General features: G+C 41.8%; 26 protein-coding genes. 6 read left to right on the top strand and 20 right to left on the bottom strand.

All coding sequences use genetic code 11. The features are described from left to right. Window positions 1–65: 65 nt before the first annotated feature. Window positions 66–1,031, bottom strand: coding sequence for a thylakoid membrane protein ThyD (thyD, locus tag HUN01_RS23840; protein WP_181928256.1), 966 nt, complete (start codon window positions 1,029–1,031; stop codon window positions 66–68). A gap of 330 nt (window positions 1,032–1,361) precedes the next feature. Between thyD and HUN01_RS23835 the strand changes: the two genes are divergently transcribed. Then, a complete protein-coding gene (locus HUN01_RS23835) occupies window positions 1,362–1,709 on the top strand; it encodes a hypothetical protein (RefSeq protein ID WP_181928255.1) in 348 nt (115 codons plus the stop codon). A 72-nt stretch (window positions 1,710–1,781) separates the two neighbouring features. Here the strand turns inward: HUN01_RS23835 and HUN01_RS23830 are convergent, their stop codons facing one another. From HUN01_RS23830 to HUN01_RS23800, 6 genes are all read right to left on the bottom strand, one after another. Then, window positions 1,782–2,222: an FHA domain-containing protein gene (locus HUN01_RS23830; protein WP_181928254.1), complete on the bottom strand. Its 441-nt coding sequence runs from the start codon at window positions 2,220–2,222 to the stop codon at window positions 1,782–1,784. A 275-nt stretch (window positions 2,223–2,497) separates the two neighbouring features. Then, complete coding sequence (locus HUN01_RS23825; protein ID WP_181928253.1) at window positions 2,498–5,062, bottom strand: heavy metal translocating P-type ATPase; 2,565 nt, start codon at window positions 5,060–5,062, stop codon at window positions 2,498–2,500. 135 nt (window positions 5,063–5,197) lie between these two features. Then, entirely contained in the window at window positions 5,198–5,377 is a 180-nt protein-coding gene (locus tag HUN01_RS23820) for a hypothetical protein (RefSeq protein WP_084227281.1), read from the bottom strand. A gap of 458 nt (window positions 5,378–5,835) precedes the next feature. After that, window positions 5,836–6,102 carry a TM2 domain-containing protein gene (locus HUN01_RS23810; protein WP_181928252.1) on the bottom strand — a complete coding sequence of 89 codons (267 nt, stop codon included), beginning with the start codon at window positions 6,100–6,102 and terminating at the stop codon, window positions 5,836–5,838. Between the two features lie 427 nt (window positions 6,103–6,529). Then, on the bottom strand, window positions 6,530–6,805 hold the full coding sequence (locus HUN01_RS23805) for a TM2 domain-containing protein (protein ID WP_181928251.1): 276 nt from the start codon (window positions 6,803–6,805) through the stop codon (window positions 6,530–6,532). A gap of 576 nt (window positions 6,806–7,381) precedes the next feature. Next, the gene (locus HUN01_RS23800; RefSeq protein WP_181928250.1) at window positions 7,382–8,953 is read right to left on the bottom strand and encodes a CPBP family intramembrane glutamic endopeptidase; all 1,572 of its coding nucleotides are present in this window, start codon (window positions 8,951–8,953) and stop codon (window positions 7,382–7,384) included. A 113-nt stretch (window positions 8,954–9,066) separates the two neighbouring features. Here HUN01_RS23800 and HUN01_RS23795 point away from each other — a divergent pair, with 113 nt between their 5' ends. Further along, complete coding sequence (locus HUN01_RS23795; protein ID WP_181928249.1) at window positions 9,067–9,765, top strand: Uma2 family endonuclease; 699 nt, start codon at window positions 9,067–9,069, stop codon at window positions 9,763–9,765. A gap of 24 nt (window positions 9,766–9,789) precedes the next feature. Here the strand turns inward: HUN01_RS23795 and HUN01_RS23790 are convergent, their stop codons facing one another. The 3 genes from HUN01_RS23790 to HUN01_RS23780 all read right to left on the bottom strand — a co-directional run bounded on the left by HUN01_RS23790 (window position 9,790) and on the right by HUN01_RS23780 (window position 11,017). Beyond that, entirely contained in the window at window positions 9,790–10,422 is a 633-nt protein-coding gene (locus tag HUN01_RS23790; protein ID WP_238845576.1) for an Imm1 family immunity protein, read from the bottom strand. 77 nt (window positions 10,423–10,499) lie between these two features. Continuing rightward, on the bottom strand, window positions 10,500–10,799 hold the full coding sequence (locus HUN01_RS23785) for a type II toxin-antitoxin system RelE/ParE family toxin (protein ID WP_181928248.1): 300 nt from the start codon (window positions 10,797–10,799) through the stop codon (window positions 10,500–10,502). Beyond that, the gene (locus HUN01_RS23780) at window positions 10,796–11,017 is read right to left on the bottom strand and encodes an addiction module protein (RefSeq protein WP_094351740.1); all 222 of its coding nucleotides are present in this window, start codon (window positions 11,015–11,017) and stop codon (window positions 10,796–10,798) included. The genes HUN01_RS23785 and HUN01_RS23780 overlap by 4 nt, the downstream gene beginning before the upstream one ends. A gap of 317 nt (window positions 11,018–11,334) precedes the next feature. Here HUN01_RS23780 and HUN01_RS23775 point away from each other — a divergent pair, with 317 nt between their 5' ends. Next, window positions 11,335–12,006 (top strand): hypothetical protein, encoded by a 672-nt coding sequence (locus HUN01_RS23775; protein ID WP_181928247.1) that lies wholly within the window; start codon window positions 11,335–11,337, stop codon window positions 12,004–12,006. Window positions 12,007–12,034: 28 nt separating this feature from the next. Here HUN01_RS23775 and HUN01_RS23770 read toward each other — a convergent pair whose 3' ends face one another. The 6 genes from HUN01_RS23770 to sufB form a co-directional block, all read right to left on the bottom strand. Next, window positions 12,035–12,673: a Uma2 family endonuclease gene (locus HUN01_RS23770; protein WP_181928246.1), complete on the bottom strand. Its 639-nt coding sequence runs from the start codon at window positions 12,671–12,673 to the stop codon at window positions 12,035–12,037. Window positions 12,674–12,731: 58 nt separating this feature from the next. After that, window positions 12,732–13,364 carry a Uma2 family endonuclease gene (locus HUN01_RS23765; protein ID WP_181928245.1) on the bottom strand — a complete coding sequence of 211 codons (633 nt, stop codon included), beginning with the start codon at window positions 13,362–13,364 and terminating at the stop codon, window positions 12,732–12,734. Between the two features lie 362 nt (window positions 13,365–13,726). Beyond that, window positions 13,727–14,989: a cysteine desulfurase gene (locus HUN01_RS23760; RefSeq protein ID WP_181928244.1), complete on the bottom strand. Its 1,263-nt coding sequence runs from the start codon at window positions 14,987–14,989 to the stop codon at window positions 13,727–13,729. Between the two features lie 28 nt (window positions 14,990–15,017). Then, complete coding sequence (gene sufD, locus HUN01_RS23755) at window positions 15,018–16,385, bottom strand: Fe-S cluster assembly protein SufD (protein WP_181928243.1); 1,368 nt, start codon at window positions 16,383–16,385, stop codon at window positions 15,018–15,020. Window positions 16,386–16,455: 70 nt separating this feature from the next. Continuing rightward, window positions 16,456–17,247 carry a Fe-S cluster assembly ATPase SufC gene (gene sufC, locus HUN01_RS23750; protein WP_181928242.1) on the bottom strand — a complete coding sequence of 264 codons (792 nt, stop codon included), beginning with the start codon at window positions 17,245–17,247 and terminating at the stop codon, window positions 16,456–16,458. 105 nt (window positions 17,248–17,352) lie between these two features. Next, window positions 17,353–18,792, bottom strand: coding sequence for a Fe-S cluster assembly protein SufB (gene sufB / locus HUN01_RS23745; RefSeq protein ID WP_181928241.1), 1,440 nt, complete (start codon window positions 18,790–18,792; stop codon window positions 17,353–17,355). A gap of 241 nt (window positions 18,793–19,033) precedes the next feature. On the opposite strand from sufB, the gene sufR reads away from it, so the two are divergent. Together sufR and HUN01_RS23735 are read left to right on the top strand one after the other, a co-directional pair. Continuing rightward, the gene (sufR, locus tag HUN01_RS23740; protein ID WP_181928240.1) at window positions 19,034–19,717 is read left to right on the top strand and encodes an iron-sulfur cluster biosynthesis transcriptional regulator SufR; all 684 of its coding nucleotides are present in this window, start codon (window positions 19,034–19,036) and stop codon (window positions 19,715–19,717) included. Window positions 19,718–19,770: 53 nt separating this feature from the next. Further along, on the top strand, window positions 19,771–20,031 hold the full coding sequence (locus tag HUN01_RS23735) for a hypothetical protein (protein WP_181928239.1): 261 nt from the start codon (window positions 19,771–19,773) through the stop codon (window positions 20,029–20,031). A gap of 146 nt (window positions 20,032–20,177) precedes the next feature. On the opposite strand, the gene HUN01_RS23730 is transcribed toward HUN01_RS23735, so the two are convergent. Beyond that, a complete protein-coding gene (locus tag HUN01_RS23730) occupies window positions 20,178–20,813 on the bottom strand; it encodes a hypothetical protein (RefSeq protein WP_181928238.1) in 636 nt (211 codons plus the stop codon). Window positions 20,814–21,172: 359 nt separating this feature from the next. Continuing rightward, window positions 21,173–21,511 (bottom strand): YbjQ family protein, encoded by a 339-nt coding sequence (locus HUN01_RS23725; protein ID WP_069072825.1) that lies wholly within the window; start codon window positions 21,509–21,511, stop codon window positions 21,173–21,175. Window positions 21,512–22,173: 662 nt separating this feature from the next. Here HUN01_RS23725 and HUN01_RS23720 point away from each other — a divergent pair. Then, on the top strand, window positions 22,174–22,854 hold the full coding sequence (locus tag HUN01_RS23720) for a tetratricopeptide repeat protein (protein ID WP_181928237.1): 681 nt from the start codon (window positions 22,174–22,176) through the stop codon (window positions 22,852–22,854). A gap of 2 nt (window positions 22,855–22,856) precedes the next feature. Here HUN01_RS23720 and HUN01_RS23715 read toward each other — a convergent pair whose 3' ends face one another. Both HUN01_RS23715 and HUN01_RS23710 read right to left on the bottom strand, forming a co-directional pair. Then, complete coding sequence (locus tag HUN01_RS23715) at window positions 22,857–23,759, bottom strand: ABC transporter ATP-binding protein (RefSeq protein WP_181928236.1); 903 nt, start codon at window positions 23,757–23,759, stop codon at window positions 22,857–22,859. A gap of 147 nt (window positions 23,760–23,906) precedes the next feature. Further along, on the bottom strand, window positions 23,907–25,235 hold the full coding sequence (locus HUN01_RS23710; protein WP_181928235.1) for a hemolysin family protein: 1,329 nt from the start codon (window positions 25,233–25,235) through the stop codon (window positions 23,907–23,909). Window positions 25,236–25,329 lie beyond the last annotated feature (94 nt).

Below are 25,329 nucleotides of genomic sequence, written 5' to 3'. Positions count from 1 at the left end.
AGGGAACAGGGAACAGGGAAAAGTTTTTAAATCCCCAATCCCCAATCCCCACTCCCCACTCCCTTTTAATTAAGAATTTGTGTTAATGCGGATTGCAAATTAGGATATTTGTACTCAAAACCTGTTTCTAACGTGCGTTTTGGGATGACTTGCTGACCTTCTAAAACTACTATAGCCCCGTCTCCTAAAAGAGCTTCGATCGCAAAAGCAGGAACAGGCAACCAAGAAGGGCGATTCATGACTTGTCCCAAAGTTTGGCTTAAATCTGCCATCCGAACTGGTTTAGGGGCGGTTGCATTATATACGCCTTCTATTTCCGGTTTAGTTAAAGCTTCCAGAATCAGGCTAACTAAATCGTCTACGTGAATCCATGAGAACCACTGCCGACCACTACCAATAGGCCCACCAGCGAAGAGTTTGAAAGGCGGAATCATTTTACCTAAAGCACCACCATTGCCCAGAACAATCCCAAAACGTAGAATTACCAGCCGGACACCAGCATCTTTTACCTTTCTCGCTTCAGCTTCCCAGGCTTGGCAGACTTGGGCAAGAAAATCGTTACCAGATAGATTTGTTTCATCAAAGATTGCCGTTTCACTGGTGCCGTAGTAGCCAATAGCTGAAGCGTTAATTAACACAGTTGGAAGGCAGCGCGTTGCGGGAGTTCCCCCAGTTGTAGCGACTGCCGTTTTGGGGTTAGCGTTGGCTATTGCTTCAACTACTTTTTGTGTACCAAACTTCCGACTATTGAGGATTTCTTGTTTCCGTTCTGGTGTCCAGCGTCCTTCACCAATAGGTTCTCCTGCCAAATTAACTACGCCATCACAACTAGCAATGACACCTTGCCAAGAACCAGATGCATTTGGTGTATAGGCAACAATTTCTACATTGGGGAAAGCCTCAGATGGAAAAACCTTTTGAGCAAAGGTGGTATTCCGAGTTAATACTACTATTTTGTGACCTTTTCCGTGGAGTCGTTGTACCAAACGGCTACCAACAAATCCTGTTGCTCCAGTAATTGCGACTTTCATTTTCTACCTCAGCCAAACCTTTATTGTAAAGTTTTTGATCAAACTTTCAGCTTACCAAAGAAGGCAGAGGGCAAGAGGTAGGAGTTAGGAGGCAGGACGAAGAAAATATATTTTATCCTTTTCGCTAACGGAGCGTTGGTTACCAGCGCTCTGACTTTTCGCTCTATCACAGGATTATGAGCCGCCTAAGATTATTTATAAAATTAGGTAAATTGTATATCTTGGTAATGCCTAACCTCAAAACTCAAAAACTTTGCTTTTATAATGACTTTCCGTTTAGATACTTCGGTATTATAGGATGGACGGAGTGTTGCAAGGCGTGGGGCTATTATGGCTCGCTATACCTGTTCATTTATTGTTTCTGTTCCTAGTGACCATCTGTTGCCGTTACTTGTAGAACTTCTACAGGACTGTCAGTTGGATATTCAATACAATACGGCCGATTACATTATCGCTCGTGAGGTTCCTGGCAATGTTCCTTTTCCTAAATTGGTAACAGTAGAAGTACTGATTGATAAATCAAAATCTACTGAAGCAGAAACCCGGATGAGTATTGTGCTTAAAAATGAAGAACTACCACTCCAACTAGATAATTACTGCCGACAAATGTTTGAATTCATCAAGCAGGCTATTGAAAATAGCCGCCATTGGCATTTGATTGAAAGTCTTGCAGGATAGCTTTGGTGGTTGAATTGACACTCCCACAGCTTGAAGTTGTGGGAATGTCAGACTTTGATTGGTAGTTATAATTCAGTCTTCTATATCCTCTAAATCCTCGGCCATACCGGGGTTTATTAGTGTAATATCGTACTCGCTCGAATCCGTTTGTCCCAAACGCTGAGTGTTTCTTAAAAGGTAATAAATGGCACGTACTTGAGGCCCAAAAACGATCTCGTCTTCATTTCTGAGATCGTGAGATGGTATCTTGCGTCCATTAATCATTAAACCGTTAGAACTAGACTTACCTTTAGCATCGCCATCTACAATCCGGTAATAGTAGCTATGACTATTATGATCTCGTGGCAATCTCACTAATGTGGCATGGCGTCGGGAGACAAATTGCGACATCAAACGGATATTACATTCGCGATCTCTACCAATAGAGTAGACGGGTTGCTCCAGAGAAAATTCTTTGCGACCTTGATCGTCTTCAATAATCAGTAGATGGTTTTCATTGGTTTCTGCTGCCATTGACAAATTTGTGGAACTGTGATTTAAGATTTTTTAGTATCGTATCCTGTCATTTTCGCGCACCATAAGTCTGTGGTGCCGGTCTAAATAAGCTTTAAAATTGCATGATACCTTGAAAGAGTAGAACATATCCGTTCTACTCCAGTAGCTATGATAGCTTTGGTAAGTGTCTTAAGAAGTTTTTTGGGCTGCGTAAAAACTGAATACGACTCAGTTTAACTTTATATGGGAATAACCAAGATTTGTGCTTGGAAATTCACCTGTAAAAGACTATTCTACGAGTGATGAGCTAATCGCCTTAATAATATTGAGTTGGTGACGACGCTGACAGAGCTAAAAGCCATTAGTGCAGCTGCACCAGATGGGTTCAGGACAAAACCCAGACTAGGGAACAAAACACCTGCTGCTAAAGGAATGCCAACAGTATTGTATGCAAAAGCCCAGAATAAATTTTGGCGGATTTTGTTGAAGGTGGCGCGACTAAGCTGAATAGATTCGACGACATCATTTAAGCGATCGCGCATTAGGATAATTTCAGCAGTTTCCATCGCCACATCTGTCCCTGAGTGTAAAGCAATTCCTACATCTGCTTGGGATAAAGCTGGAGCATCGTTGATTCCATCTCCTACCATTGCGACTACTGAGTGGGGAGTGGGGAGTGCTGAGTGCTGAGTGCTGAGTGCTGAGTGGGGAGTTAGGAGTGGAGAGTTAGGATCTTTCTTTGTCCCCTTGTCTCCTTGTCCTCTTGTCCCTTCTAACTGGAGAGATTGTATTGCCGCCGCTTTTTTGGCTGGGGGGACACCTGCTATTACATCAACGCTATCTATTCCTAGTTGTTTGGCTATAGCGCTAGCTACTTCTTTGCGATCGCCACTGAGCAACATTACCCGTAAGCCCATCTGACGTAATTTGTCTACGGTAGAACGGGCATCTGGTCTGAGGGTATCAGAAACAGCAATTAATCCGGCTAAAGTTCCCGCAACTGCTACGCAAACGACTGTTTTACCATCTGTTGCTAAATCCTGTGCTACCTGTTGTGCAGTTTCACTACTTGAAATACCGTGCCAACTCAACCAGTCCCAGTTACCCAAGAGTACAACTGTACCCTCCACCACAGCAGACACCCCTAATCCTGCTTCTGTGTGAAAATCCACAGCCTCTGGAATAGATAACTGTTGCCGCTGTGCTTCTTGCTGAATCGCTTTTGCTAGAGGGTGGTGAGTACCGCTTTCTACGGCTGCTGCTAATTGTATTAGGGATTGGGCATTGGGCATTGGGCATTGGGCATTGTTATTCTTCTCCTGTTCTTCTGCCTCTTCCCCAGTCCCCATTTCCTCAATTAACAGACAATCTGTGACGATAGGATTACCTGTGGTCAAAGTGCCGGTTTTATCAAATACTACGGTGTCTAACTGGTGTACTCTTTCTAAAACGTCGCCGCCTTTAATTAATAAACCCCGTTCTGCGCCCATAGCAGTCCCGACAAGAATGGCTGTTGGGGTAGCAAGTCCCAAAGCACAGGGACAGGCGACTACCATAACTGCGATCGCTAGTTTTAAACTAATTAATAAAGGGGATTGGGGAGTGCTGAGTGAGGAATGGCGAGCATTATGTGAAGCGTGGCTCATCATTTCCATGCCACCAGACATGGTGATATCAGTCCAGATGTGAGTGCCAAAAAAGTACCAAAAGACAAATGTCAATATAGATGCTGTCAGTACCCCGTAGGTAAAGTAACCAGCTACCGTATCTGCTAATTTTTGTACTGGTGCTTTCCGAGTTTGGGCGGCTTCTACTAGGGTGACAATTTGAGCTAGAGTTGTATCACTTCCAATACGGGTTGCCTGAATAGCGATCGCTCCTGACTGGTTTAGTGTGCCCCCTGTCACCGTATCTCCGGGTTGCTTAATTACTGGTACGGCTTCCCCAGTTAGCATTGACTCATCGACCGTTGTTTGACCAACCATCAATTCACCATCAACGGGGATTTTATCACCTGGCAGCACTTGTAACCATTCACCAACACGCACCTGTTCAGCGGGAATTTCTACACTAGAAGATCCCACTCCTCCTTTCTCTGGGTTGGCAATCAATCGCGCTACTTGTGGCTGGAGTGCTAGCAATTTCCTAAATGCCGCAGCGGCGCGACCTCTAGCTTGTTGCTCTAATGTCCTTCCCAAAAGAATAAAGCCCAGCATCATTACTGGTTCATCAAAGAAGCACTCCCAACCCAATTGGGGAAAGAGTAGCGCTACTAAACTAGCAATGTAGGCTGTCAGCGTTCCTAATCCCACCAGGGTGTTCATGTTGGGTGCATTTCGCCGCCAGCCCAGCCAACCATCTACTAAAATCGGGCGACCGGGAATTAATAGTGCCACTGTCGCCAATCCACAGTGAAACCAGATGTTATTCAGTACTGGCAGCACTGAGCTACCAAGATTACCAAAATGCCCACTTCCCGACAATATTAGCAACATCGCTGCGATCGCCAACTGCCTAAAAGAAGATCGCATTTCTCGGCGTTGTCGTTCTGCTGGGTCTGGTAAGGTAGATATTTCGCCTGTGACTGTGCCGCTAGCTTTTCGGGGTTGAGTTGGGAATCCCACCCCTGTTAATCGCTCTGCCAGTGCATCTGCATCTACTGCACCAACTTCTGATTCTACAACAGCTACCTCTGTGGCCAGGTTCACACAGGCACTCTTGACTCCTGGATGTTGGGTTAGCTGTCGCTCTACTGCATTCACACACCCGGCACACTTCATACCCCCAACATCGAGAATAATTTTCTCTAAGATTGGGTCAAGTTCTGGGGCTAGCTTAGTTTTCGGGACAAGTTGCATGGCAAGTGTTTAGATTCGCTACAGAAATTCAACGCCTGACTAAAAGCGTCTCTAATTTGAGAGTAGGCGAAATATTGAACTACGACTGTATGTCAACCCTATTGAATTTCTTAATTTATCCTACTCTGCTGAGGGTCACTGACGGCTCCATCGTAGGTAAGTTACATAAACAATAGCTCCAACCTGCATTGGCATGAGTACAATTAGGCTTTTCCAAAAATTGTGAATTTCCAAATTAGACATGGCGCTGAAATAGCCCAAGCCCAACAACAAGAAGAATATCCAGATTAGCTGTTTACGTTTGATAGTTGGCATAGAAGTAGAATTGAGAATTTTTTAGAAAAAATTTCTAGTAATACTTAGAAATACTGTACAAAAGACACAATAAATTTTAAATTTTCTGCCACTGCTTGAACCAAATTTCTTGGGAAATAGCCATAAAAGAGCAAGTCACGCCACAAGTTTGACATGAAATTCCAGTTAAGTTCCGTATTGGGAAAACTAAGAATCTTACTCTATAACCTACCTTGGTGATCAAAATATAGAGTTTTCTAATCATACAAGGTACATCATAGTCCCCTATCAAAGAAGGGGGAGGGTTCTTGTATCTCACCCAAGTGAGAACCGCTACAAGTACCAAGTAGGGGTGTACAGGAAAATCCTAGTAAACCCCAGCGAACTAATTTACTTTGGGATGAAAAAAGATAAAGGGATAATTCAAACACCAATGAACATTAAATCAAAACGGCAAACAAAACTTCAGAAGCAGGTAATCAAAACCAGCCTTTCTTTTCGACAATGTAAGCATTGAGGAATTGTTCATCAGTCTTGGTTAAGTAGATGATACCCTCAACCAAACCGATAATCCCCATTATTGCCCCACCCAAACCAAATGTAAGTAGGGTGACAAGCAGCATGATCAGACCTTCAGTCTTGTAACCAAGAATAAACTTGTGAACACCTAAAGCTCCTAACAAGATAGCGCAGATGCCAGCTGCAATTTTTTTGCTGTTAGCATCACTGGGGTTGATATTAGACACTATGAGTCATACTCCTCAACTATAAATGACAGCCTCAATTTTAATGTAATTATTCTTACTTGGCATCTCCATATCTTTCGCAATAATAAATTGTCAAATTTTAGCCAATTTAGAAGATATATAGAAATCTGGTTTTATTCGGAGAGTTTACTCACTTGGGCAGGGAACTCGTAACAAAAAATAAGGGATAGATGCGTACTGAGTCTTGTTCAAAAATCCGACAGCAGTTTTATAAATTTACACCTAAGTTTTTCGCTAGATGTAAGCATTAATCGAATAACTCATAATTAAAGAATGAGTACAGAGTCAACACTAAATCAAAAATTCAATGTTAGCTCTGTACTCTCACAGGTTGAAATTATTAATTATTTTGACAAATTCGTTATATGTAACTTCACGCAAGAATGCAAACGTGAAAAATAAGTTTCTAAAACCAACCCTGCTTATTCACAAAGTAGGTATTTACAAATCCTTCAGGAGACTTATTCAAGTAGATCATGCCTTCAATTAAACCTACAAGTTGCATAATTAACAAGGCAATGCCGTAGGTGAAAGAACCCGCAACTACGGAAATCACCAACATGATAAAGCCTTCCGAAGCGTATCCTAGAATAAACTTATGAACCCCAAATGCTCCAAGGATAATGCCACAGTAACCAGCTAGAAGTTGTTTGGTAGGGTGACTGGGGTTGAGATTTGACATAATTGAGTCCTGCTCCTTGATAAGTGAGTATAAAAATAAAGTCTTTATTGTAATGAAAGCAAGTAAATATATTTGCTTAATCAATAGATTTTTAGGTAAGACATTTATCTTGAGAAAAATGAACCTCAGTAATCAGCAAAAGCTGCTACATACACTACTTTTTACAAGTCCGTCAGTATTATTTCCGGATTTTTTTGCGTAGTTGCAGCCCGTCGTAGACATCGCTTCCAGTGAGCGTGAAACGCCCACATCATTATGAGACTAGTTAAATATAGAAGCGCAAGAGACATCTTCCATATCTTTCTAACCTGTTTTTAGTTGCCAATACCTACTTCCATAAGCGCAAAACGGAATTGCAATCAAATTTATGACAGCTCAAACGGTTTCGGAAGACAATTAAAATAATTCGTAATGACGCTCTTTACGAGACGCTAAAAGCGAATGCGGACTCGCTACCGCTACGCTAACGTAATGCCGCTCTCTACGAGACGCTGCGCTAACGTAATTCGTAAATTATCCCCACTTATGCAGATAAAAGCAAATATTTTCGTTTTAGGCAACAGTAATTTTATTGTACTAATTGCTACCCAAAACAAATAAGCTTAATAGTGTACCACTATTCCAGAGACTGTGGAGGAGCATAGGAGCGAGGAGGTTTCGCGATCGCGTGTAAACTACCCCTAAAACGATCCCCAATGCGGTGAGGGGAAGAATTTCCGACAAGCTGAGGTGAGCGATCGCAAACAATAAACTGCTAATCAGAATCGATCCCCACACGGGTAAGTAGCGAGTTAGAGAAGGTAACAAAAAGCCGCGAAATAAAATTTCTTCAAAAAATGGAGCTGCGATCGCTGCTGTAGAGAAAAATATGCCAAGTGCAACACCATCTTGGCTTTCCAGCGCTAGTTGTAACAGTGGGTTACTACCACCCTGTCCTTGCCATAGCTGTTGATTAATTAAAGATACCACCACAACTATAGGTAAAGCCGCACAATAGCCTCCCAGTCCCCATAAAAACCACTTATCTTGAAAACGGAAGCGAAACCAAAATTCTGGTAGTGGAAAAAAGCGCTTAAGAGAAAAATACAGCACTAACAGCGCACCCGATGCTACCAATAAGTAACTAACCAAAACATAAAAAGCCTGAAGTCGCACATCACCTACAGGACGAGGGATGGGGAACAGCAATAGCAATGAAGGGACAAAAATTTGCCCCATGAAGAAAAAGCCGACGATAAAAACCTGTAAAATCGTTTCACCATCCCACGGCGTTGACCAAGGGATATCAGCATTTTGAGCTAGTAACGAGGCTTTTCCTTTCAGTAAGCGTTGAGCAAATAAGAAAATCAGCAATATTAGACCACTTAAAGCTGCCAATGTAGGAATAGTGCCAATAACCGCTAATTTCAACACTGCTTGAGCAGCAGATTCTTGTTGTGTAGCTTTAACTGCTGATAAAGCATCTTGTCGTTGCTGAAGTTGGTATAGCTGAACCAAAGCAGTAGAGCGAAACCAACCTTCTAAATTCTTTTGAATTCGTTCTTGAGAATTTTGGAGCAGACGGGGAGGATTGCTCCACAGTCCACTCAATACAGCTGCGGTTTCTCCAAATTCTGGATTAATACCTGAACGTTGTTGTAATTCGCTCCAAGTTTTGAGAGCTGTATCCGTCTGTCCTTGCTGTGCTTGTAAAATTCCCAGCCGCAAGTCTAATTCAGCTAGTAATTTTTGTAATTGCTTAAAAGACTGCTCTAACTGTTGCTGTCCCTGTTTAGAGGTTTTAGTCGTGGGAGGAACATCAGGTAGAGGTTTTGGAGGTGTGGGAGTTATTTCAGGTTGAGAGCGTAATTGTGTAAGTTGATTGTTAACTTTGTCCAAATTAGCTTGAACTGATTGACGCGCCTCCTGATACTGCTTCGTAGCGGCCTCCAGGGGTTGCTCACCAAGTATTGCTTCCCGAATCGCCTGAAGATTGTCATCGTTGCTATCTTCTGATTGCCAAGCTTGAGCTTGTAAAGCAATATTGGTTTGGTATAGTTCTAGGCGACTTTGAAACTGAGGTTTTTGCCAACTACTCAGTAAAGCCGAAACTGCCAACAGAACTGCTATTAGCGTCACAAAAATTAAAACCAACCGCTTGATTGTCATCTATCCCCCTTTTACGAACCAGTAGGGAACGCGTCCCCCTTGGGAATTATCGCAAGAAAAAGTCAGAGGTGGATAGATATCATCAATATTATAAGTTTTCGCTTGCACCCACCATGTTAAATTACAACCCATTGCACTGCTTACCCTCCGCCGAGGATCTGCCTGATTCGGACGATGAACCTGTGGATAATCAACTACAACATTTGATTCCTGGATTGCTGGAAGCCATATTAGCTTGGCTGTGGACAAGCCGGATGGATTGGTTTTTTGGCGTTGATATGGGGATATATTACGATCCCGAACTACAGCCGATTGTCCCTGATGGGTTTTTAAGTTTAGGAGTCGAGCGAGTTTTTGATGAGAACTTGCGTTTAAGTTATGTGTTGTGGGAAGAAAAGGTGATGCCGATTATGGCATTAGAAGTTGTTTCTCACAGACGGCGTGGGGAATACACCAGCAAAAAGAAACTTTATGCTGAGATGGAGATTTTGTATTATGTTGTCTACAATCCTCAACGGCGGAGAAAACCACCTTTAGAAGTTTATCGCTTTGTAAATGGTGAATATGTATTGCAGCCAGGAAATCTCGTTTGGTTGTCAGAGATAGGTTTAGCAATTGGTTATGAACGGGGAACCTATCAGGGAATTACGCGGGATTGGTTGTATTGGTATGACAAACAAGGAGTCAGATATTTAACACCAGAAGAACGAGCGATAGTAACCGAACAACGCGCTACCACTGCTGAAGAACGCGCTCAAAGACTGGCGCAAGAATTGCGAAAGTTGGGGATAGATCCAGATTCTTTGAGTTGACTTTGCGGGGTGCGATCGCTTTGATTACACTGTTACTAATGACTTATCTTCTTCCCAATAAAGTAATGGATCAAGTTTACCTGATTCAGTAAATGTTCTAGCAGCTACTAAACAGCGCAGCAAATCAACACACATTTTGGCAGGATAATTTTTTTCTTCTCCATCGACTACTAATGTTTCTATTTCATCAGATTTTGATAAATCAACTAAAACATCAAAAATTTTGCTATTCAAAGTTGCATTTACAACATATTTAGCTGACTTACCGCCTCCAATATTCATGTAAGTCTCATCATCAGATTTCAAGGTTACTAAAGTTTTGCTTTTGCCATCTAACTCGCAGATAGCTGCTTCAATTTGAATCCAATTTGGATCTTTTACTAATTCAGCTTGATTGCTATTAGTAACCCATTTTTCTGCTGATAGCTTAAATACTAAACTGGTTTCGCTTTTTTGTGGCAAATCTGGCCAGCGATCGAAACCAAGTAACTTACCAATCTCAGAATTTTTGAGAAATGCCTGTCGTTCAGCATAGCTCATAATTACATTGGTTCCAGCCCGGACTTGCTCAGGAGTCAACAGGCGTGGGGATTCCCCATTGGCTTTCGTGTCTTCTGCTGAAGGCTGCGGCGTTGTCTCTTGAGAATTTGAACACATAGCCATCTTCTCCAGACTTATTTGAGAACAGGAATTATAGATGTTTTCGGTGATTGTAGGCGAGAACATACAAGCGTTCAAATATTCCTGCTCTGCCATTGTTTAGGATTACGTTTGACGTGGTAACAAGCAATGATAGTGATAACATTTTCTTCTACAACATAAATAACACCATAGGGAAACCTACGTATCAATAATCGCCGCGCTTGTTGATATACCACGGGATAAGCTGAAGGGTTACGTCCGATTAATGCTAAACAGCTATCAACTGCGCGTACAAACTCCGAACCTACTCCAGATTCACGTTGCTCATACCATTCAAAAGCATCTTGAATATCCAGTTCTGCTTCTGGACTAATTATTAACTGATAGCTCATTCAGTTAAACCTAGTCTTTGCTTCACGGATTGCCAGGTTGAACCTTGGTTTGGGTTTTGGCGATGCATCTCCAAGCGTCTATCTAATTCTTGTTTTTGCTCATCGCTGAGAGGAACTTCATCTGGTGTAGTAAGAATGCTGTCCCATAAGTCTTCGGCAAGCTGTATACGTTCAGATACACTTAGTTCAGAAATATCGACTTTTAATATAGGGTGCATGGTTGTTGTTAATGTAGTTGCTCAATATAATCTTATTTTAGATTGTAAATTACTTATCTTATTCACAATAAAGTAAAGCATCAAGTTTACCTGATTCGGTAAATGTTCTAGCAGCTAGGAAACAGTGCAGTAATTCCGCTTGCATGGCGTTAAGGAATGAGGGTGCGATCGCCTTTTAGACTCAAACAAGCAATATATTTTGATTCTTTGCTCTTTTTGATACATTAATACCACTGTTAGATTAGAGTAGTACATCAGACACAGTGTGACTTCGTAATTAGACTAAATGGCAAACATTCAGATTAAAGAACGCAAGATTGTTGAACTTCATCCACATCCAAAAAATTGTATCAGCTATTGATGAGGCAATTATAGCTGGAAATTTTGACAAAGCAGAGGAATTACGAAAGACATTAAATAACAAAAGTGTAAATGCTGCTATCAAAATGATTAGTAGTGCTGAAACTTTTAACGAAATACAACATACCCAAATACAGTGGATATTAGCTAAGTTAGGTAAAAAGTTTTGTGGTTCGGTATGGATTGATATTACTGACAGTTCAGATGTGTGGGATAAAGAAAAATTGGGAAGCTTGAGTATTGATTCTTTGCCGCCACTAGGAATTGGTGATGATGAACGATCAACAGTTCAGTACATTGATGTCATTTGGCTCACTGGTAGGAATCAAATTACTGCGGCATTTGAAGTTGAAATGACTACACCTGTTTACTCCGGTTTGCTAAGGATGGCAGATTTAGTAACGCTTTGTCCAAACTTAAATTTTCCACTTTATATAGTAGTTCCAGAATCACGTATTAATAAAGTGAAGGATGAACTGAAACGTCCTACTTTTAAGAAGCTTAAACTTCAGGATAAATGTAGTTACATAGTCGCTGAAGAAATGGTGCAAGAATGGGATATTATTATGAAATATGGTCATCTAGACTCTATTAAGGAAATATCCCACAATTTTGATAGTGACTCATAAATAGGATGGTGAAAATATAATTAAAAAATCACTCTATCTTAATCTTCTCCCTTACCCAAGCGCGAAATGATTTAAGCAAAGTAATTTCCCCCATACTTTTACTTTGCTCAATAAATCTGCTTATCTCACTGACTGATACTATAGGGAAGGCAATACTAAACTTACACTCGACATATTGCCCTTCTATCAACTGATAAAATTCTAAATTTTGCCCATCATATCTCCAAAGTTCAGTTACACCCAACGCTGAATAAATCCCCAATTTGTTAACTGAACTACTGGTAATGTCAATCTCAATTGCTAAATCAGGCGACGGATCATTTTCTAAATCTAAAGTTTGCTTACCCCTAATAGCTAGTTCATTCTGGATATAATAGCAAGTATCTGGTTCTATTCCCCGCTTTGATATTTTCCGGTTCAATGTTGTTGAACCAGCACTTCTAATTTCAATTCCTAATTCTTCGGCTAAAACTAGAATAAAACGGTCAAATTGAATTTTGGTGTTTTCATGTTCAAAAAGTGGAGTCATGATTTCTAAAACACCGCAGTCATAAGCAAACCGAGAACCTCTATCCTCACCTGTATCTCTCAACAAGGCTTCAAAGGTTTCCCAGCTAATGTTATGTAGCACTGTTCTTTGTTCACCAACCGTTGACTTCACAAGCATATTAAAATAATTCGTAATTCGTAATTCGTAATTCGTAATTCGTAATTAATTCATGATTTTAAGCTATCTTTCCACGCACCCAAGCGCTGAAGGATTGCACCAGATCAATTTCATCCATAGTTTTACTTTGCTGGATAAATCTATTCATATCACTAACAGAAATTAGAGGAAAAGCAATACTCGACTTTATTTCAATATATTCGCTTGCTACTAATTGATAAAATTTTAAAATTTCACCATTATATCTCCACAATTCTCCGACACCTAAAGCCGCATAAATCTTAAATTTATTAATAGAAGTGCTAGTAATATCAATTTCAACTGCTAAATCTGGTGCTGGGTCTGTTGTTAAATCTAATTCTTGTTTACCTCTAATTAGTGACTCAGTTTGAATATAATAGCAATTATCAGGTTCTATTCCCTTTGCTATTGGTTTACATTTTAATGTTGTAGAACCAGCACTTCTAATTTTAGTTTTTAATTCCACTGCTAAAGCGAATATCAATCGGTCAAACTGAATTTTAGGATTTTCGTGTTCAAAAAGTGGAGTCATTATTTCTAAAACACCGCAGTCGTAAGCAAACCTAGAGCCTCTATCCTCACCTGTATCTCTCAGTAAGGCTTCAAAAGTTTCCCAGCTAACGTTGTCTAAGACTGTTCTTTGTTCTGCAAGGGTTAACTTAACAAGCATATTACAATCCTTTTTCTATCAGGATGTTATAGCGGTTCCCGACCTAGTGAGGTACGTTTTTAAAGCTATATTAACCTTGGTGAGCAAGATTTGGATGTACCTCAGTTGCCTGGGAAACGCTATAGATAAAACCCCGATGATTTTACCTATGTCATTAATATAATACTCGCCCAAATTAATTTCAAGCACTTGCCCAATGAGCTTGAGAAACTTACTGTTAGTTTTAGTGATGACAACACCATAAATTTTTTGAATTTTATTGCCTTCACGTTCATTAAACTCCAGATAATTAAATTGTGCCAAATATTAGCAAGGTATGTTGCTGATATTTGGCACAATAAGGATCTAAATATTTTCTAACTTTAAGCAAGGAAACCCGCAAAAAAGTCCAAAGTTTCTTTCAGCGCTTTGATGAAAACATCAATTTCGTCGCGGGTGTTGTAGAAAGATAGACTTGCTCGTGCGGTTGCAGGAAGACCTAAGTAACGGTGTAATGGTTGAGTACAGTGGTGTCCAGAACGGATGGCAACGCCTTCTTGATCTAATAATGTAGATAAGTCGTTAGCGTGAACTTCTCCGGCTGTGAACGATGCAAGAGCGGCTCTACCTTCACCTTTTGCATTTGGTTTGGGGCCGTAAATTCTAATTTGGGGAATTTGCTCTAATTGTTGGAACAAATAAGCTGTTAATTCTGCTTCGTAGGCGTGGATTTTATCCATGCCGATACTGCTAAGATAATCTATCGCAGCACCAAGTGCGATCGCTTCTCCAATTGCAGGTGTACCAGCTTCAAATTTGTGCGGTAATTCTGCATAAGTGGAATGGTCTAAATATACCTCTGCAATCATCTCACCACCACCAAAAAATGGTGGCATTGATTCTAACAATTCCAACTTGCCATACAGAAATCCTATACCAGTTGGCGCACACATTTTATGACCAGATGCTACCAACCAGTCACAATCTATCTGCTGCACGTCAATGGGGTAGTGAGGAACACTTTGACAAGCATCAACTAAGAATTTAGCACCGTATTTGTGAGCGATCGCAGCAATTTCTGCCACTGGGTTAATGCAACCCAACGTATTGGAAATATGCACCACCGACACCAATTTTGTTTTGTCAGAAATCAGCTTTTTAAACTGTTCTAAATCAAAAGTTTCTTCTGGTGTTAATTCTACAAATTTCAGTACTGCACCCGTTTTTTGTGCCACCAATTGCCAAGGCACAATATTACTGTGGTGTTCCATCACCGAGAGAATAATCTCATCTCCCGGCTGCAAATTGTTCATTCCCCAACTGTAGGCTACTAGGTTAATCGCCTCTGTTGCGTTGCGGGTGTAGACGATTTCCTGACGCGAAGCAGCATTGATGAATTTGGCAACTTTATCTCTAGCACCTTCATAAGCATCAGTAGCTTTAGCACTGAGGGTATGGGCACCGCGATGCACGTTAGCATTATATCGCTCGTAATAATCCCGTAGGGTATTTAATACGGACAAAGGCTTTTGCGATGTCGCAGCATTATCGAGATAAACCAAGGGTTTCTCATTGACTTCCTGATGCAATATCGGGAAGTCAGCGCGAACTTTATCAGCAATAGTTTTGGTAGAGGTAAAAGTCATTGGTAGATTAGTTATTAGTCAGTAGTCATTAGTCGTTAGTCAGGGACTTAAGATTATTGACTGTGTTTAACAGGATTTCTCGGAGAGAAGGAACTGGTATTTTGTTGATGACTTCAGCGGCGAAGGCGTTAATTAACAACTTCCGAGCATCGTTTTCATCAATTCCCCGACTTTGCAGATAGAATATTTCATCATCTTCCAATTGGCTAACGGTAGCACCGTGAGCGCATTTGACATTATCGGCTGTAATTTCCAATTGGGGTTTGGTATCAACTCTGGCTTTCGATGATAGCAGCAAATTACGATTCAACTGGGCTGCATTTGTCAACTGCGCTCGTTTGGGGACAAAAACTTTACCGTTGAACACCGCATGAGCGCGATCGCCTACAATACATTTATGCAATTGGTCACTTGTACCGTGAGGATAGTTAAGTGCGATCGCACTGTGAGTATCAGACAACTGCTTACCAGAAATTATCGTCAAACCATTGAGAGTCGTTTGTGTCTGCTCACCAGTTTGCAAAATCTCCAAATTGTGCCGAGACAGCTTTGCACCTAGAGTTATGGCATGACAAGTATATCGACTATCACGAGCCTGTGCGATCGCAGTTTTCCCAATATGAAAAGCCTCTGCACCTTCCCACTCAACCCTAGTGTGGCTCACCTCAGCATTGTCACCAACCCAAACTTCCGTAACCGCGTTAGTTAAATAAACTTCTTCCTTCGCGCCCTTCGCGCCTTCGCGGTTCGTATACTCCTCAACCAAAGTCACCTGCGAACCACTTTCCGCCACCACCAAACAACGCGGCTGCGAAATTGTCAGCGTCTCACCTGAAATAAACACCAGATGAATAGGCGTTTCAACTACCACATTCTTCTTCACCCACACCACAGCTGCATCAGTTATCCCAGCCGTATTGAGAGCAGTAAAAACCTCCTGCGCTCCCTCAGCTTGAGCTAAATACTGCTGTACAGCTTGCTGCTCAACCGCAGACAAACCAGCCAAATTACTTACCACAATTCCATCTGGCAAATCTGAAACTGCGGATAACTCCGGTGCAAAAACGCCATTAACAAAAACCAAACGACTATTAGCCGCTTCTGGCAAAATATCAAATTCTAAAGACGCGTAATTTACCGTCTCTACATTAAATTGAAGCTTTCGCAGAGACGACAAATCAGTAAATCGCCATTCTTCCTCGCGGGTGGTGGGAATAGTCGAGTGGCGTACCCAACTAGCAGCACTTTGGCGTAATTGCTGCAACCACCCCTCTGTTTTGGGTGCAGTTACCTGATTTAACAATTCAGTTAGATAGGTATCTTTATCTAACAGAGGAGATGTCAAACTGACTAAATTTGAATTAGGTATTGGACTGGGAGATACTTGAATACTCATTAGATACTCGTAACTGGTTTACAATATTAAGTAGTGCTGGAATTAAAAATCCCTATCAGGGATTGAAACATTACACACCCACCTCAGCAGCTGCAAATTCTTCCAGCACCCAGTCATAACCGCGAGACTCTAATTCCAGCGCTAATTCCTTACCACCACTGGTAATAATTCGCCCCTGCGCCATCACATGCACAAAATCAGGCACAATATAATCAAGTAATCGCTGATAGTGAGTAATCAAAATTGTCGAATTGTCTGGACTTGCCAGTTGATTTACCCCATTCGCCACAATTCTGAGCGCGTCAATATCCAAACCCGAATCTGTTTCATCCAAAATTCCCAACTTTGGTTCTAGAAGCGCCATTTGCAGAATTTCATTCCGCTTTTTCTCACCACCAGAAAACCCTTCATTCAAACTCCGACTGAGGAAACTGGGATTCATCTTCACCACATCCAGCTTTTCCTCAATCAAATCGTCAAAATCAAAAGCGTCTATTTCCTCTAATCCTTGCGCCTTACGACGGGAATTGTACGCCACTCGCAAGAAATCCAAATTGCTCACACCGGGAATTTCTAATGGATACTGAAACGCCAAAAATACACCGCTTCTAGCGCGTTCTTCTGGTTCCAATTCCAGGAGATTTTGTCCCTGAAAAATCACTTCACCGCCAGTTACCTCATACGCCGGATGTCCTGCCAATACCTTAGAAAAGGTACTCTTACCAGAACCATTCGGCCCCATGATCGCATGAATTTCACCCGATCGCACATCCAGATTCACACCCTTCAAAATCGGTGTTCCATCAACATTAGCCGTCAGATTCCGTACTGACAGCACAACTTCACTATTTTCAATAATCATCTTCTCTCCCTTCTCTCTTCGCGCTCTTAGCGTCTTCGCGGTTCGTTACTCTTCTAAAAGATAAACACAGAACACCGATGTCCCTGTGTTTATCCTTGCTTCCATTTATCCAACACTGCCTTCCAACTTCAAACTCAACAACTTATCAGCTTCCACAGCAAACTCCATCGGTAGCTGATTGAAAACATCCTTACAGAAGCCGCTAATCATCATCGAAATAGCATCTTCCGAAGAAATACCCCGTTGAGCAAAGTAAAATAACTGATCTTCCCCAATCTTAGAAGTAGAAGCTTCATGCTCCACCTTCGCACCATTATTTTGCACCTGAATATAAGGGAAAGTATTCGCATGGGCATTATCCCCAATCAGCATTGAGTCACACTGAGAATAATTTCTCGCCCCTTTAGCCGTCGGGTTAACTTTCACCAAACCCCGATAGCTATTACTAGATTTACCTGCGGAGATTCCTTTAGAAATAATTGTACTGCGGGTATTCTTCCCAACGTGAATCATCTTACTACCCGTATCAGCTTGCTGCATGTGATTTGTCAGCGCCACCGAGTAAAACTCACCCACAGAATTATCACCCACCAAAACACAGCTAGGATATTTCCAAGTAATTGCCGAACCTGTTTCTACTTGAGTCCAGGAAATCTTAGAATTTACGCCCTGACACAAACCGCGCTTGGTGACAAAGTTGTAAATACCGCCTTTACCGTTGGCATCGCCAGCGTACCAGTTTTGGACGGTGGAGTATTTAATTTCGGCGTTGTCAAGGGCGACAAGTTCCACCACTGCGGCGTGCAATTGGTTGCTGTCATACATCGGTGCGGTGCAACCTTCGAGGTAAGAAACATAACTACCTTCTTCGGCGACAATCAAAGTCCGCTCAAATTGTCCCGTGTCACCAGAGTTGATGCGGAAGTAGGTAGACAGTTCCATTGGGCATTTTACGCCTTTAGGAATGTATACAAAAGAACCATCGCTAAATACGGCAGCGTTCAAGGCGGCAAAATAATTGTCAGCGATGGGAACAACGCTACCCAAATATTTTTTAATTAATTCTGGGTGTTCTTGTAACGCTTCCGAAAACGAGCAGAAAATAACGCCATCTTCCGCTAGCTTTTCTTTAAATGTAGTGGCGACAGAAACGCTATCGAAAATTGCATCGACGGCGACATTTGCCAGTCGCTTCTGTTCAGATAGGGAAATACCTAACTTCTCAAAGGTTTCTAAAAGGGTTGGATCAACTTCGTCCAAGCTGTTCAGCTTTTTTTTCTTCTGTTTCGGCGCTGAGTAATAAATGATATCCTGATAATTGATTGGCGGATACTTGACATTCGGCCAAGTTGGTTCCGTCATTTTTTGCCACTGGCGATAAGCTCTGAGGCGAAAGTCCAGCATGAACTGTGGCTCGTTCTTCTTAGAAGAGATCAAGCGGATAACGTCCTCGTCTAGTCCACGCGGAATAGTGTCGGCTTCAATATCTGTAATAAAGCCGTACTTGTAGGGTTGGTTGACTAAGGTTTTGACAGTGGCACTCATCAGTAATAATCTCTCGTGTTCGGAACTCTTTTAGGATGGGAGGCGGATTGCGGCTAACCGATTCCCATCTCCCGTTACGGAATGGTTACACGGCTGCTAGAATATGGGTGGAGACTAAAACAACAGCTTTGTTGTTTAACGTATCTTCATTTTACGCTAAATTAACAACAACAATGTTGTCAAAGTCAAATTTTCCAAAAAATTTTTGTGATGTTCGCTGAACGTCTCGCACCAAATGAAGATGGCGACTACCCACCAGTCCTCAACCAAGCAAGATATCCTTGAGTATCTGCACAAACACGAAAAAGCAACGGCTTTGGAGCTAGCTGAAGTTTTAGACGTTACCCCCCAAGCTATTCGTCGCCATCTCAAAGATTTGGAGACGGAGGAGCTAGTTTTGTATTCGACATCAGTGCAGGCGGCGGGGATGGGGCGGCCGCAGCATCTTTATGAATTGAGTCGTCAAGGACGCGATCGCTTGCATCGAACAATGAGCGATCGCTTTGGTGATGGCCACGGAAATTTTGCGGTTTCGTTGCTGGACACTTTAGCCGAAACGGTAGGACACGACCAATTTAAATCGATTTTAGAGAAGCAGTGGCAGCGTAAAGCTAAAGAATATCGCGATCGCGTCGGTAATGGTTCACTGCGAGAACGTGTAGCCAACTTAGTAGAGTTAAGAAAAGCGGAAGGCTTCATGGCGGAGTATCATGCTGTTGATGTAAATGACTCCTTTGAGTGCGATCGCTTTATCTTAATGGAGCATAACTGTGCGATTTCTAATGTTGCCGAGTCTTTCCCCAGCATTTGTGGTCACGAATTAGAAATGTTTGCAGCTGTATTACCAGATTGTACCGTAGAACGCACCCACTGGATTATTGATGGTGAACATCGTTGTGGGTATTTGGTACAAGTTCGTCATTAGTCATTTGTCATTTTTTCAAGAACCAATGCCCAACTAAATTTGAGATAGCGTTTATGGACGTACTACCACAGCAACCATCAGCACAATTTTTAACCCTGGAAGAGTCAGCAAAAGTAGACGCGGCTTTGTTGTCTTCCCCAGAAAAGTTTTTAACAAGATTGACAATTTCATCACTTAAGCTTTTGAAGCATATCGCCCAAGAGTATGATGTTGCTATTGAAGATTTGACAGCACCACAAGTAATTGCTTGGTTTGAAAAAGATGGCAAAATTCGGCGTGAAGAGGGGATTGAAGGTTCATACCTGAAATGGTGAACTAAGGATACAAGTCAACCCTCATGTAGAGACGCGATTTATCGCGTCTTCAAAGACCAATTATCTACACCAATAACCCAGATCCCCAACTTTTAGCAAGAAGTTGAGGATCTGGGTTATTAATATTTGATTTTTCAGATACTTCTTTAAGCTGTGTAATTGTTAGTCCGGGGACTACGAGCACCAGCTACGGCTCCCATCATTGCGGCTACTAAACCCAATAAGGAACCAAACACAAACCACCATAATCCCGAACGTATATTTGCTGCAATGTCACGAGCTTGTTGAGCAGTTACATTTGTTTGCGGTATGTTGGGGGCAGTACCCTGCTGTTGTACCTGGTTTATCACTTCCCCAGCGTTGGAAGCCGCAACACCAAAAGCACCCGATACTCCACTTGCAAAGAGCCATGAGCTAACTGCCAAAGTCGTTGCCCAAAGAATTGCGCCGTTAAGAAGCGCTGTATTGCGATTCATTGGCCCACAAGCACGGGCTGTAACCCAACCACCAGTAAATAAGGAAATTAGTAAAGCGATAGTTGACCAAAGCCCCGCATTACCCGTAGCATCAGGGGCAATTGTTCTAGGCGCACCTGAACCTTCCACTGTACCAGCTGCGATCGCACCAATTATAGAACTCAAAATTAGTTGTGTAGCTAAAGAAACCAACAAACCGGCAATAATTGGCCCCCAGCGAACACGGTCATGATATTCGGCTACTCGACCTGCTACCACAGTGTCAGTAGGAATAACGTCATTGCCTGTTCGATTTACGTATGACATAGCTTATGTTCTCCAGTGCTTTTTCAGCAAAGTTCTTGCTCAGGTATATTCATCTTTATGATTAAGATTAAATAACTAAATCACCTACTTTTATCTCTATCAATAGAAAGAGTTAATACCTATGTCTTTAGTGATAAAAAATAGACTTTTGTTTAACAAGTTTTAATATAATTTAGTATTTTTTAATGTCCAAAATAATTATTTAGAAATTATCAATTATGAAAATTTTTAAATTAGGATTAAATTATTAATTTTTACAAGAAACTAGCTTGAATTGTGTATGCAATTAGACTTCATACAAAACTGAATTGCCAGTTAAAAAGTCCGGGAGCGCCATTACGAATTACGAATTTTACAAATTACGAATTATTTGAACGCATCCTCACAGCTGTGCCTGTGGCAGTAATCAGCAAAAGAACTCCTGACTGATCAAGATTGATTGTGCCAGTATCAATTTCAATCCCGATCACAGCATTAGCTCCTAAACGTTGTGCTCGTTGTTCTAATTCTTCTAATGCCTTGCGTTGACCCTGCTCAAATAGACGCTCATAGCTAGCAGTGCGTCCACCGATAATATCTCGAATACCAGCCAAAAAGTCCCGCAAGAAATTGCTGCCGTAGACTACTTCTGCTGTCACAATGCCTAAATACGACTCAATCATGGCTCCTTGAATTACATCAGTGGTCGTTATAATCATAAATTAGCCTCCTAGATAGAATATAGGTTGATATTTATTATCAAAGTGTTTATCAAAATACTTTAGCGATTGTAACTTCGATTACAGAAGATAAGTGTGAGAGAATGTTTCTCACACAATTTTAGCTCGCGTTTGCATCTGTAATATTTTCCTCAACAGAAACTAAGACTTAAAGGAACATTTGACTGATTAAGTTTATCTTACCGTGTAATGACAAAAAAATGATGTTAACGCCTGGATCATTACTTCTCAAAGGGTAGTATTAAAGACTAAAAAGATGAGCAAAGTTGGATACAGAGCCAGCAAATTCTTAAACTCAATAAAAACAGGAATGAATCTCAAAGCCTGTAAGCTTGGCAAATCAATATCTAGAATTAAGTCAGATGGCTGTTGGGATTTCTAGGAAACACGTATAACTACTGACAAAAAACAGTGTTATTTCGCGATTGTACTGATTTATATGTAGGGTAACTTCATCTGAAACTTGATATCTTACACTTTATCCTTCAGTAAAAACTCTGTTATGAAGTGCTGATTGTAAAGGAAAGAGTGGATGAAATATTGACATCTTAATTAATACGAAGAAATACAGTTTTCAAAAGTCCATATTTTTGTTTTAATGTACAAGAAAAAAAGTCCTCTAAAATTTCAGGAAATTTACTGTGTACAAGCCAACATCATTCGTGTTTAGTGTGGTGTTACTAGGATGTTTTACCTTCACCATACCTTCAGTAGCTCAGGCTGAGGTATTAGTGGCGCAAGCCAAAAACCCAGAGTTAAAGCAACTACTAGAAGAAGGACGGAGGTTAGTAGATGCTGGTGATTATGGTGGTGCGATCGCGGTTTATCAGCAAGCAGCTAGCATAGATCCCAAGAATGCTAAAATCCATTCAGGTATTGGCTACTTATACGCTCAACAGGGAAATTACCAGGCAGCATTAACTGCTTATCGTCGTGCGATCGGTATCAACCCTAACAATAGTGATTTTTACTACGCTGTGGGTTACATCAAAGCCAATTTGGGCGACACACGTGGGGCAAAGGAAGGCTACCGTCGTGCTATACAACTGAACCGTAACAACGTTAACGCCTATTTAGGATTGGCTGTAACGCAATCGCGTATGGGAGACTATACTGCTGCTACCTGGGCTTATGAACAAGCAATCAGCTTAGATAAAAACAACGCCCAGACTTATGAATTGATGGGTTCGATGTATAAACAGCGACGACAAGCCAAACAAGCAAACAGCTTGCTTCAGAAAGCGCGTGACTTGTACAAGCGACGCAATGACTCAGATGGCGTAGAAAGGGTAGAAACCATGCTGCGACAGTTAGGAGGATGAGGTTAATCTAACTGGCGTCCCGTTAATTCCACAAAAATATCTTCCAGGTTAGAGGGACGCACCATCATTCCGGTTTTATCGGGCTGTTCATTCAAGTAGATATTTGCTGCTTCCAAGGATGGGAAAAACAGATATTCCCAACTACGAGCGCCATCACTTCCCACATCAGACACACCTAATTGTTTCATCACTAAACCTTCACCGTGAGCAGAACGCAGTTGTTGTAAAGTTCCCAAAGAAATCAGCTTACCGCTATCCATAATGCCGATGCGTCCTGGCTTGGTAGAGCCGAAAGCATCGCACAAATATTCGACCTCATCCATATAATGGGTCGTCAGTAGCATCGTCATCCCTTGTTTATTCAAATCCCGAATAATTTCCCAGAGGCGTCGCCTGGTTTGGGGGTCTAGTCCTACCGTTGGTTCATCCAAAAACAAAATTTGTGGTTGATGTAATAAAGCTCTCGCAATCTGCAACCGTCGTTTCATACCCCCAGACAAAGTTTTTACCAAATCATCGCGTTTTTCTGTGAGTTCAACATACTCTAGCCATTGATTAATCAATTTTTGTCGCTGCGGGTTACTAATGTGATGTAGTCTCCCGTGCAGTTCCATATTTTCCCAGACGGTTAAATCATTATCCACACTGACTTGTTGCAAAACCGCGCCAATACTCTGTTTTGCCAACATTCCTTGGCTCATCACATCATATCCACCTACTTCTATCCGTCCTTGGGACGGTTTCGTGAGTGTAGTCAGCATCCGAATTGTGGTTGATTTACCCGCACCATTCGGGCCAAGTAGAGCAAATATCTCTCCCGCCTCAATTTTGAATGACAGGTCATTGACTACAGGTACATTGTTGTAAAACTTGTAGACGTTTTCTAAAAAGACAGCAGCAGTCACGTCGCTTCGCTCCGAATTCAAAATTCAAAATTCAAAATTAACCATCCCTATAAATAAATGTAGGGACTTGTATCCGTTTAAGTAAAAGTTGCAAACGGCATGACTTTATAATCGTCAAATGCCCAATGCCCAATGCTCTAGCGATCGCTAGTCAGATTTTCTCGTATCCGCTGATTTACTTGCCTTTGGTACGACTAGCACTTTATCAACGCGGTTACCATCCATATCCATCACTTCAATTCGCATCCCCTGCCATTCAAAATGATCTGCTGCGGCAGGAATACGTCCTAAATGGGTGATGACAAAACCGCCTAGTGTTTGATAACTGCCGCGTTCATCAGATTCCCACTCTTCCATACCGAAAAGTTCCAAAAACTCCTCTACAGGTAACATCCCATCCAAAAGCCAGGAACCATCTTCACGTTGCACAGCTTGTGGTTGATCCTGTCCATCTGTTGAAGGAACATCACCCACGATTTCGCTCATGATGTCGTTGAGAGTGACTAATCCTTGAATCACGCCGTATTCATCGACTACCAGCGCCATGTGAGTAATGGTTTGCTTGAACAATTCCAAAACTTTCAAGCCACGGGTGCTTTCTGGCACAAATACGGGCTGGCGCAATCCGATAGTCAAGTCGAGTGGTTCTCCTCGGAAACTCCTAGCTAATAAGTCGGTGACTGGGATAACACCCAGCACATTGTCAAGTCCCCCCTGACAAACTGGATAACGAGAATAGGCACTATCAACCATTTTTTGGCGATTTTCTTCAGCAGAGTCGTCTAAGTCGAGCCAAACAATATCGGGACGGGGTGTCATTAAGTAGCTGACAGGGCGATCGCCTAAACGAAAGACTCGCTCCACCATATCCTGTTCAGCTTCCTCAAAAGTTCCTGCCTCAGTGCCTTGCTCAATTAAGATTTTAATTTCTTCCTCGGTGACTTGCGGCTCGGTAGAAGCTGTAATTCCCAGCACTCGCAGGATCAAATCTGTAGAGGCGCTTAAGAGATAAACCATTGGAGAAGCGATCGCCGATAAAGCACGCATTGGAATCGCTACAATCGATGCAATCCTTTCTGGGTTATTTAACGCCAGACGCTTCGGAACCAATTCGCCAATAATCAGTGACAAATAGGTAATAATCAAAACCACTATTCCAAAGGATAGCGGTTCACTATAAGGTGCTAACAAGGGGACAAGTTTTACATAGACTGCCAATCGACTGGCAATTGTTGCTCCTCCAAAAGCACCAGTCAGGATACCGATCAGGGAAATACCCACTTGAACGGTTGACAGGAAATGATTTGGAGACTCCGCTAGTTTCAATGCTGCCTTTGCCTTGACATCTCCTTGATTAGCAAGCTGCTGTAGCCTAACTTTCCGTGCCGAGACGATCGCCATCTCAGACATAGAAAACACGCCATTGGCAATAATTAGCACCAAAATGATTAAAATTTCAAAAGTGATGGAGGACATGTTTAAAATTGCCGCTTATCAGAGCGAACGTAGCTCAATCCCTAGTATCTAGTATTAAAGGTGTTTTGATAAATGCTTTGACTGTACACAAAGT

This window comes from Nostoc edaphicum CCNP1411 (assembly GCF_014023275.1).
GTDB classification, from domain to species: domain Bacteria; phylum Cyanobacteriota; class Cyanobacteriia; order Cyanobacteriales; family Nostocaceae; genus Nostoc; species Nostoc edaphicum_A.
This window is presented reverse-complemented; position numbering and strand designations above follow the sequence as displayed.

Excerpts from the sequence above, each read along its gene's own strand:
- thyD (WP_181928256.1), bottom strand. The coding sequence starts at position 1,031 with ATGAAAGTCGCAATTACTGGAGCAACAGGATTTGTTGGTAGCCGTTTG.
- HUN01_RS23835 (WP_181928255.1), top strand. The coding sequence starts at position 1,362 with ATGGCTCGCTATACCTGTTCATTTATTGTTTCTGTTCCTAGTGACCAT.
- HUN01_RS23830 (WP_181928254.1), bottom strand. The coding sequence starts at position 2,222 with ATGGCAGCAGAAACCAATGAAAACCATCTACTGATTATTGAAGACGAT.
- HUN01_RS23825 (WP_181928253.1), bottom strand. The coding sequence starts at position 5,062 with ATGCAACTTGTCCCGAAAACTAAGCTAGCCCCAGAACTTGACCCAATC.
- HUN01_RS23820 (WP_084227281.1), bottom strand. The coding sequence starts at position 5,377 with ATGCCAACTATCAAACGTAAACAGCTAATCTGGATATTCTTCTTGTTG.
- HUN01_RS23805 (WP_181928251.1), bottom strand. The coding sequence starts at position 6,805 with ATGTCAAATCTCAACCCCAGTCACCCTACCAAACAACTTCTAGCTGGT.
- HUN01_RS23800 (WP_181928250.1), bottom strand. The coding sequence starts at position 8,953 with ATGACAATCAAGCGGTTGGTTTTAATTTTTGTGACGCTAATAGCAGTT.
- HUN01_RS23795 (WP_181928249.1), top strand. The coding sequence starts at position 9,067 with ATGTTAAATTACAACCCATTGCACTGCTTACCCTCCGCCGAGGATCTG.
- HUN01_RS23790 (WP_238845576.1), bottom strand. The coding sequence starts at position 10,422 with ATGTGTTCAAATTCTCAAGAGACAACGCCGCAGCCTTCAGCAGAAGAC.
- HUN01_RS23785 (WP_181928248.1), bottom strand. The coding sequence starts at position 10,799 with ATGAGCTATCAGTTAATAATTAGTCCAGAAGCAGAACTGGATATTCAA.
- HUN01_RS23780 (WP_094351740.1), bottom strand. The coding sequence starts at position 11,017 with ATGCACCCTATATTAAAAGTCGATATTTCTGAACTAAGTGTATCTGAA.
- HUN01_RS23770 (WP_181928246.1), bottom strand. The coding sequence starts at position 12,673 with ATGCTTGTGAAGTCAACGGTTGGTGAACAAAGAACAGTGCTACATAAC.
- HUN01_RS23765 (WP_181928245.1), bottom strand. The coding sequence starts at position 13,364 with ATGCTTGTTAAGTTAACCCTTGCAGAACAAAGAACAGTCTTAGACAAC.
- HUN01_RS23760 (WP_181928244.1), bottom strand. The coding sequence starts at position 14,989 with ATGACTTTTACCTCTACCAAAACTATTGCTGATAAAGTTCGCGCTGAC.
- sufD (WP_181928243.1), bottom strand. The coding sequence starts at position 16,385 with ATGAGTATTCAAGTATCTCCCAGTCCAATACCTAATTCAAATTTAGTC.
- sufC (WP_181928242.1), bottom strand. The coding sequence starts at position 17,247 with ATGATTATTGAAAATAGTGAAGTTGTGCTGTCAGTACGGAATCTGACG.
- sufB (WP_181928241.1), bottom strand. The coding sequence starts at position 18,792 with ATGAGTGCCACTGTCAAAACCTTAGTCAACCAACCCTACAAGTACGGC.
- sufR (WP_181928240.1), top strand. The coding sequence starts at position 19,034 with ATGGCGACTACCCACCAGTCCTCAACCAAGCAAGATATCCTTGAGTAT.
- HUN01_RS23735 (WP_181928239.1), top strand. The coding sequence starts at position 19,771 with ATGGACGTACTACCACAGCAACCATCAGCACAATTTTTAACCCTGGAA.
- HUN01_RS23730 (WP_181928238.1), bottom strand. The coding sequence starts at position 20,813 with ATGTCATACGTAAATCGAACAGGCAATGACGTTATTCCTACTGACACT.
- HUN01_RS23725 (WP_069072825.1), bottom strand. The coding sequence starts at position 21,511 with ATGATTATAACGACCACTGATGTAATTCAAGGAGCCATGATTGAGTCG.
- HUN01_RS23710 (WP_181928235.1), bottom strand. The coding sequence starts at position 25,235 with ATGTCCTCCATCACTTTTGAAATTTTAATCATTTTGGTGCTAATTATT.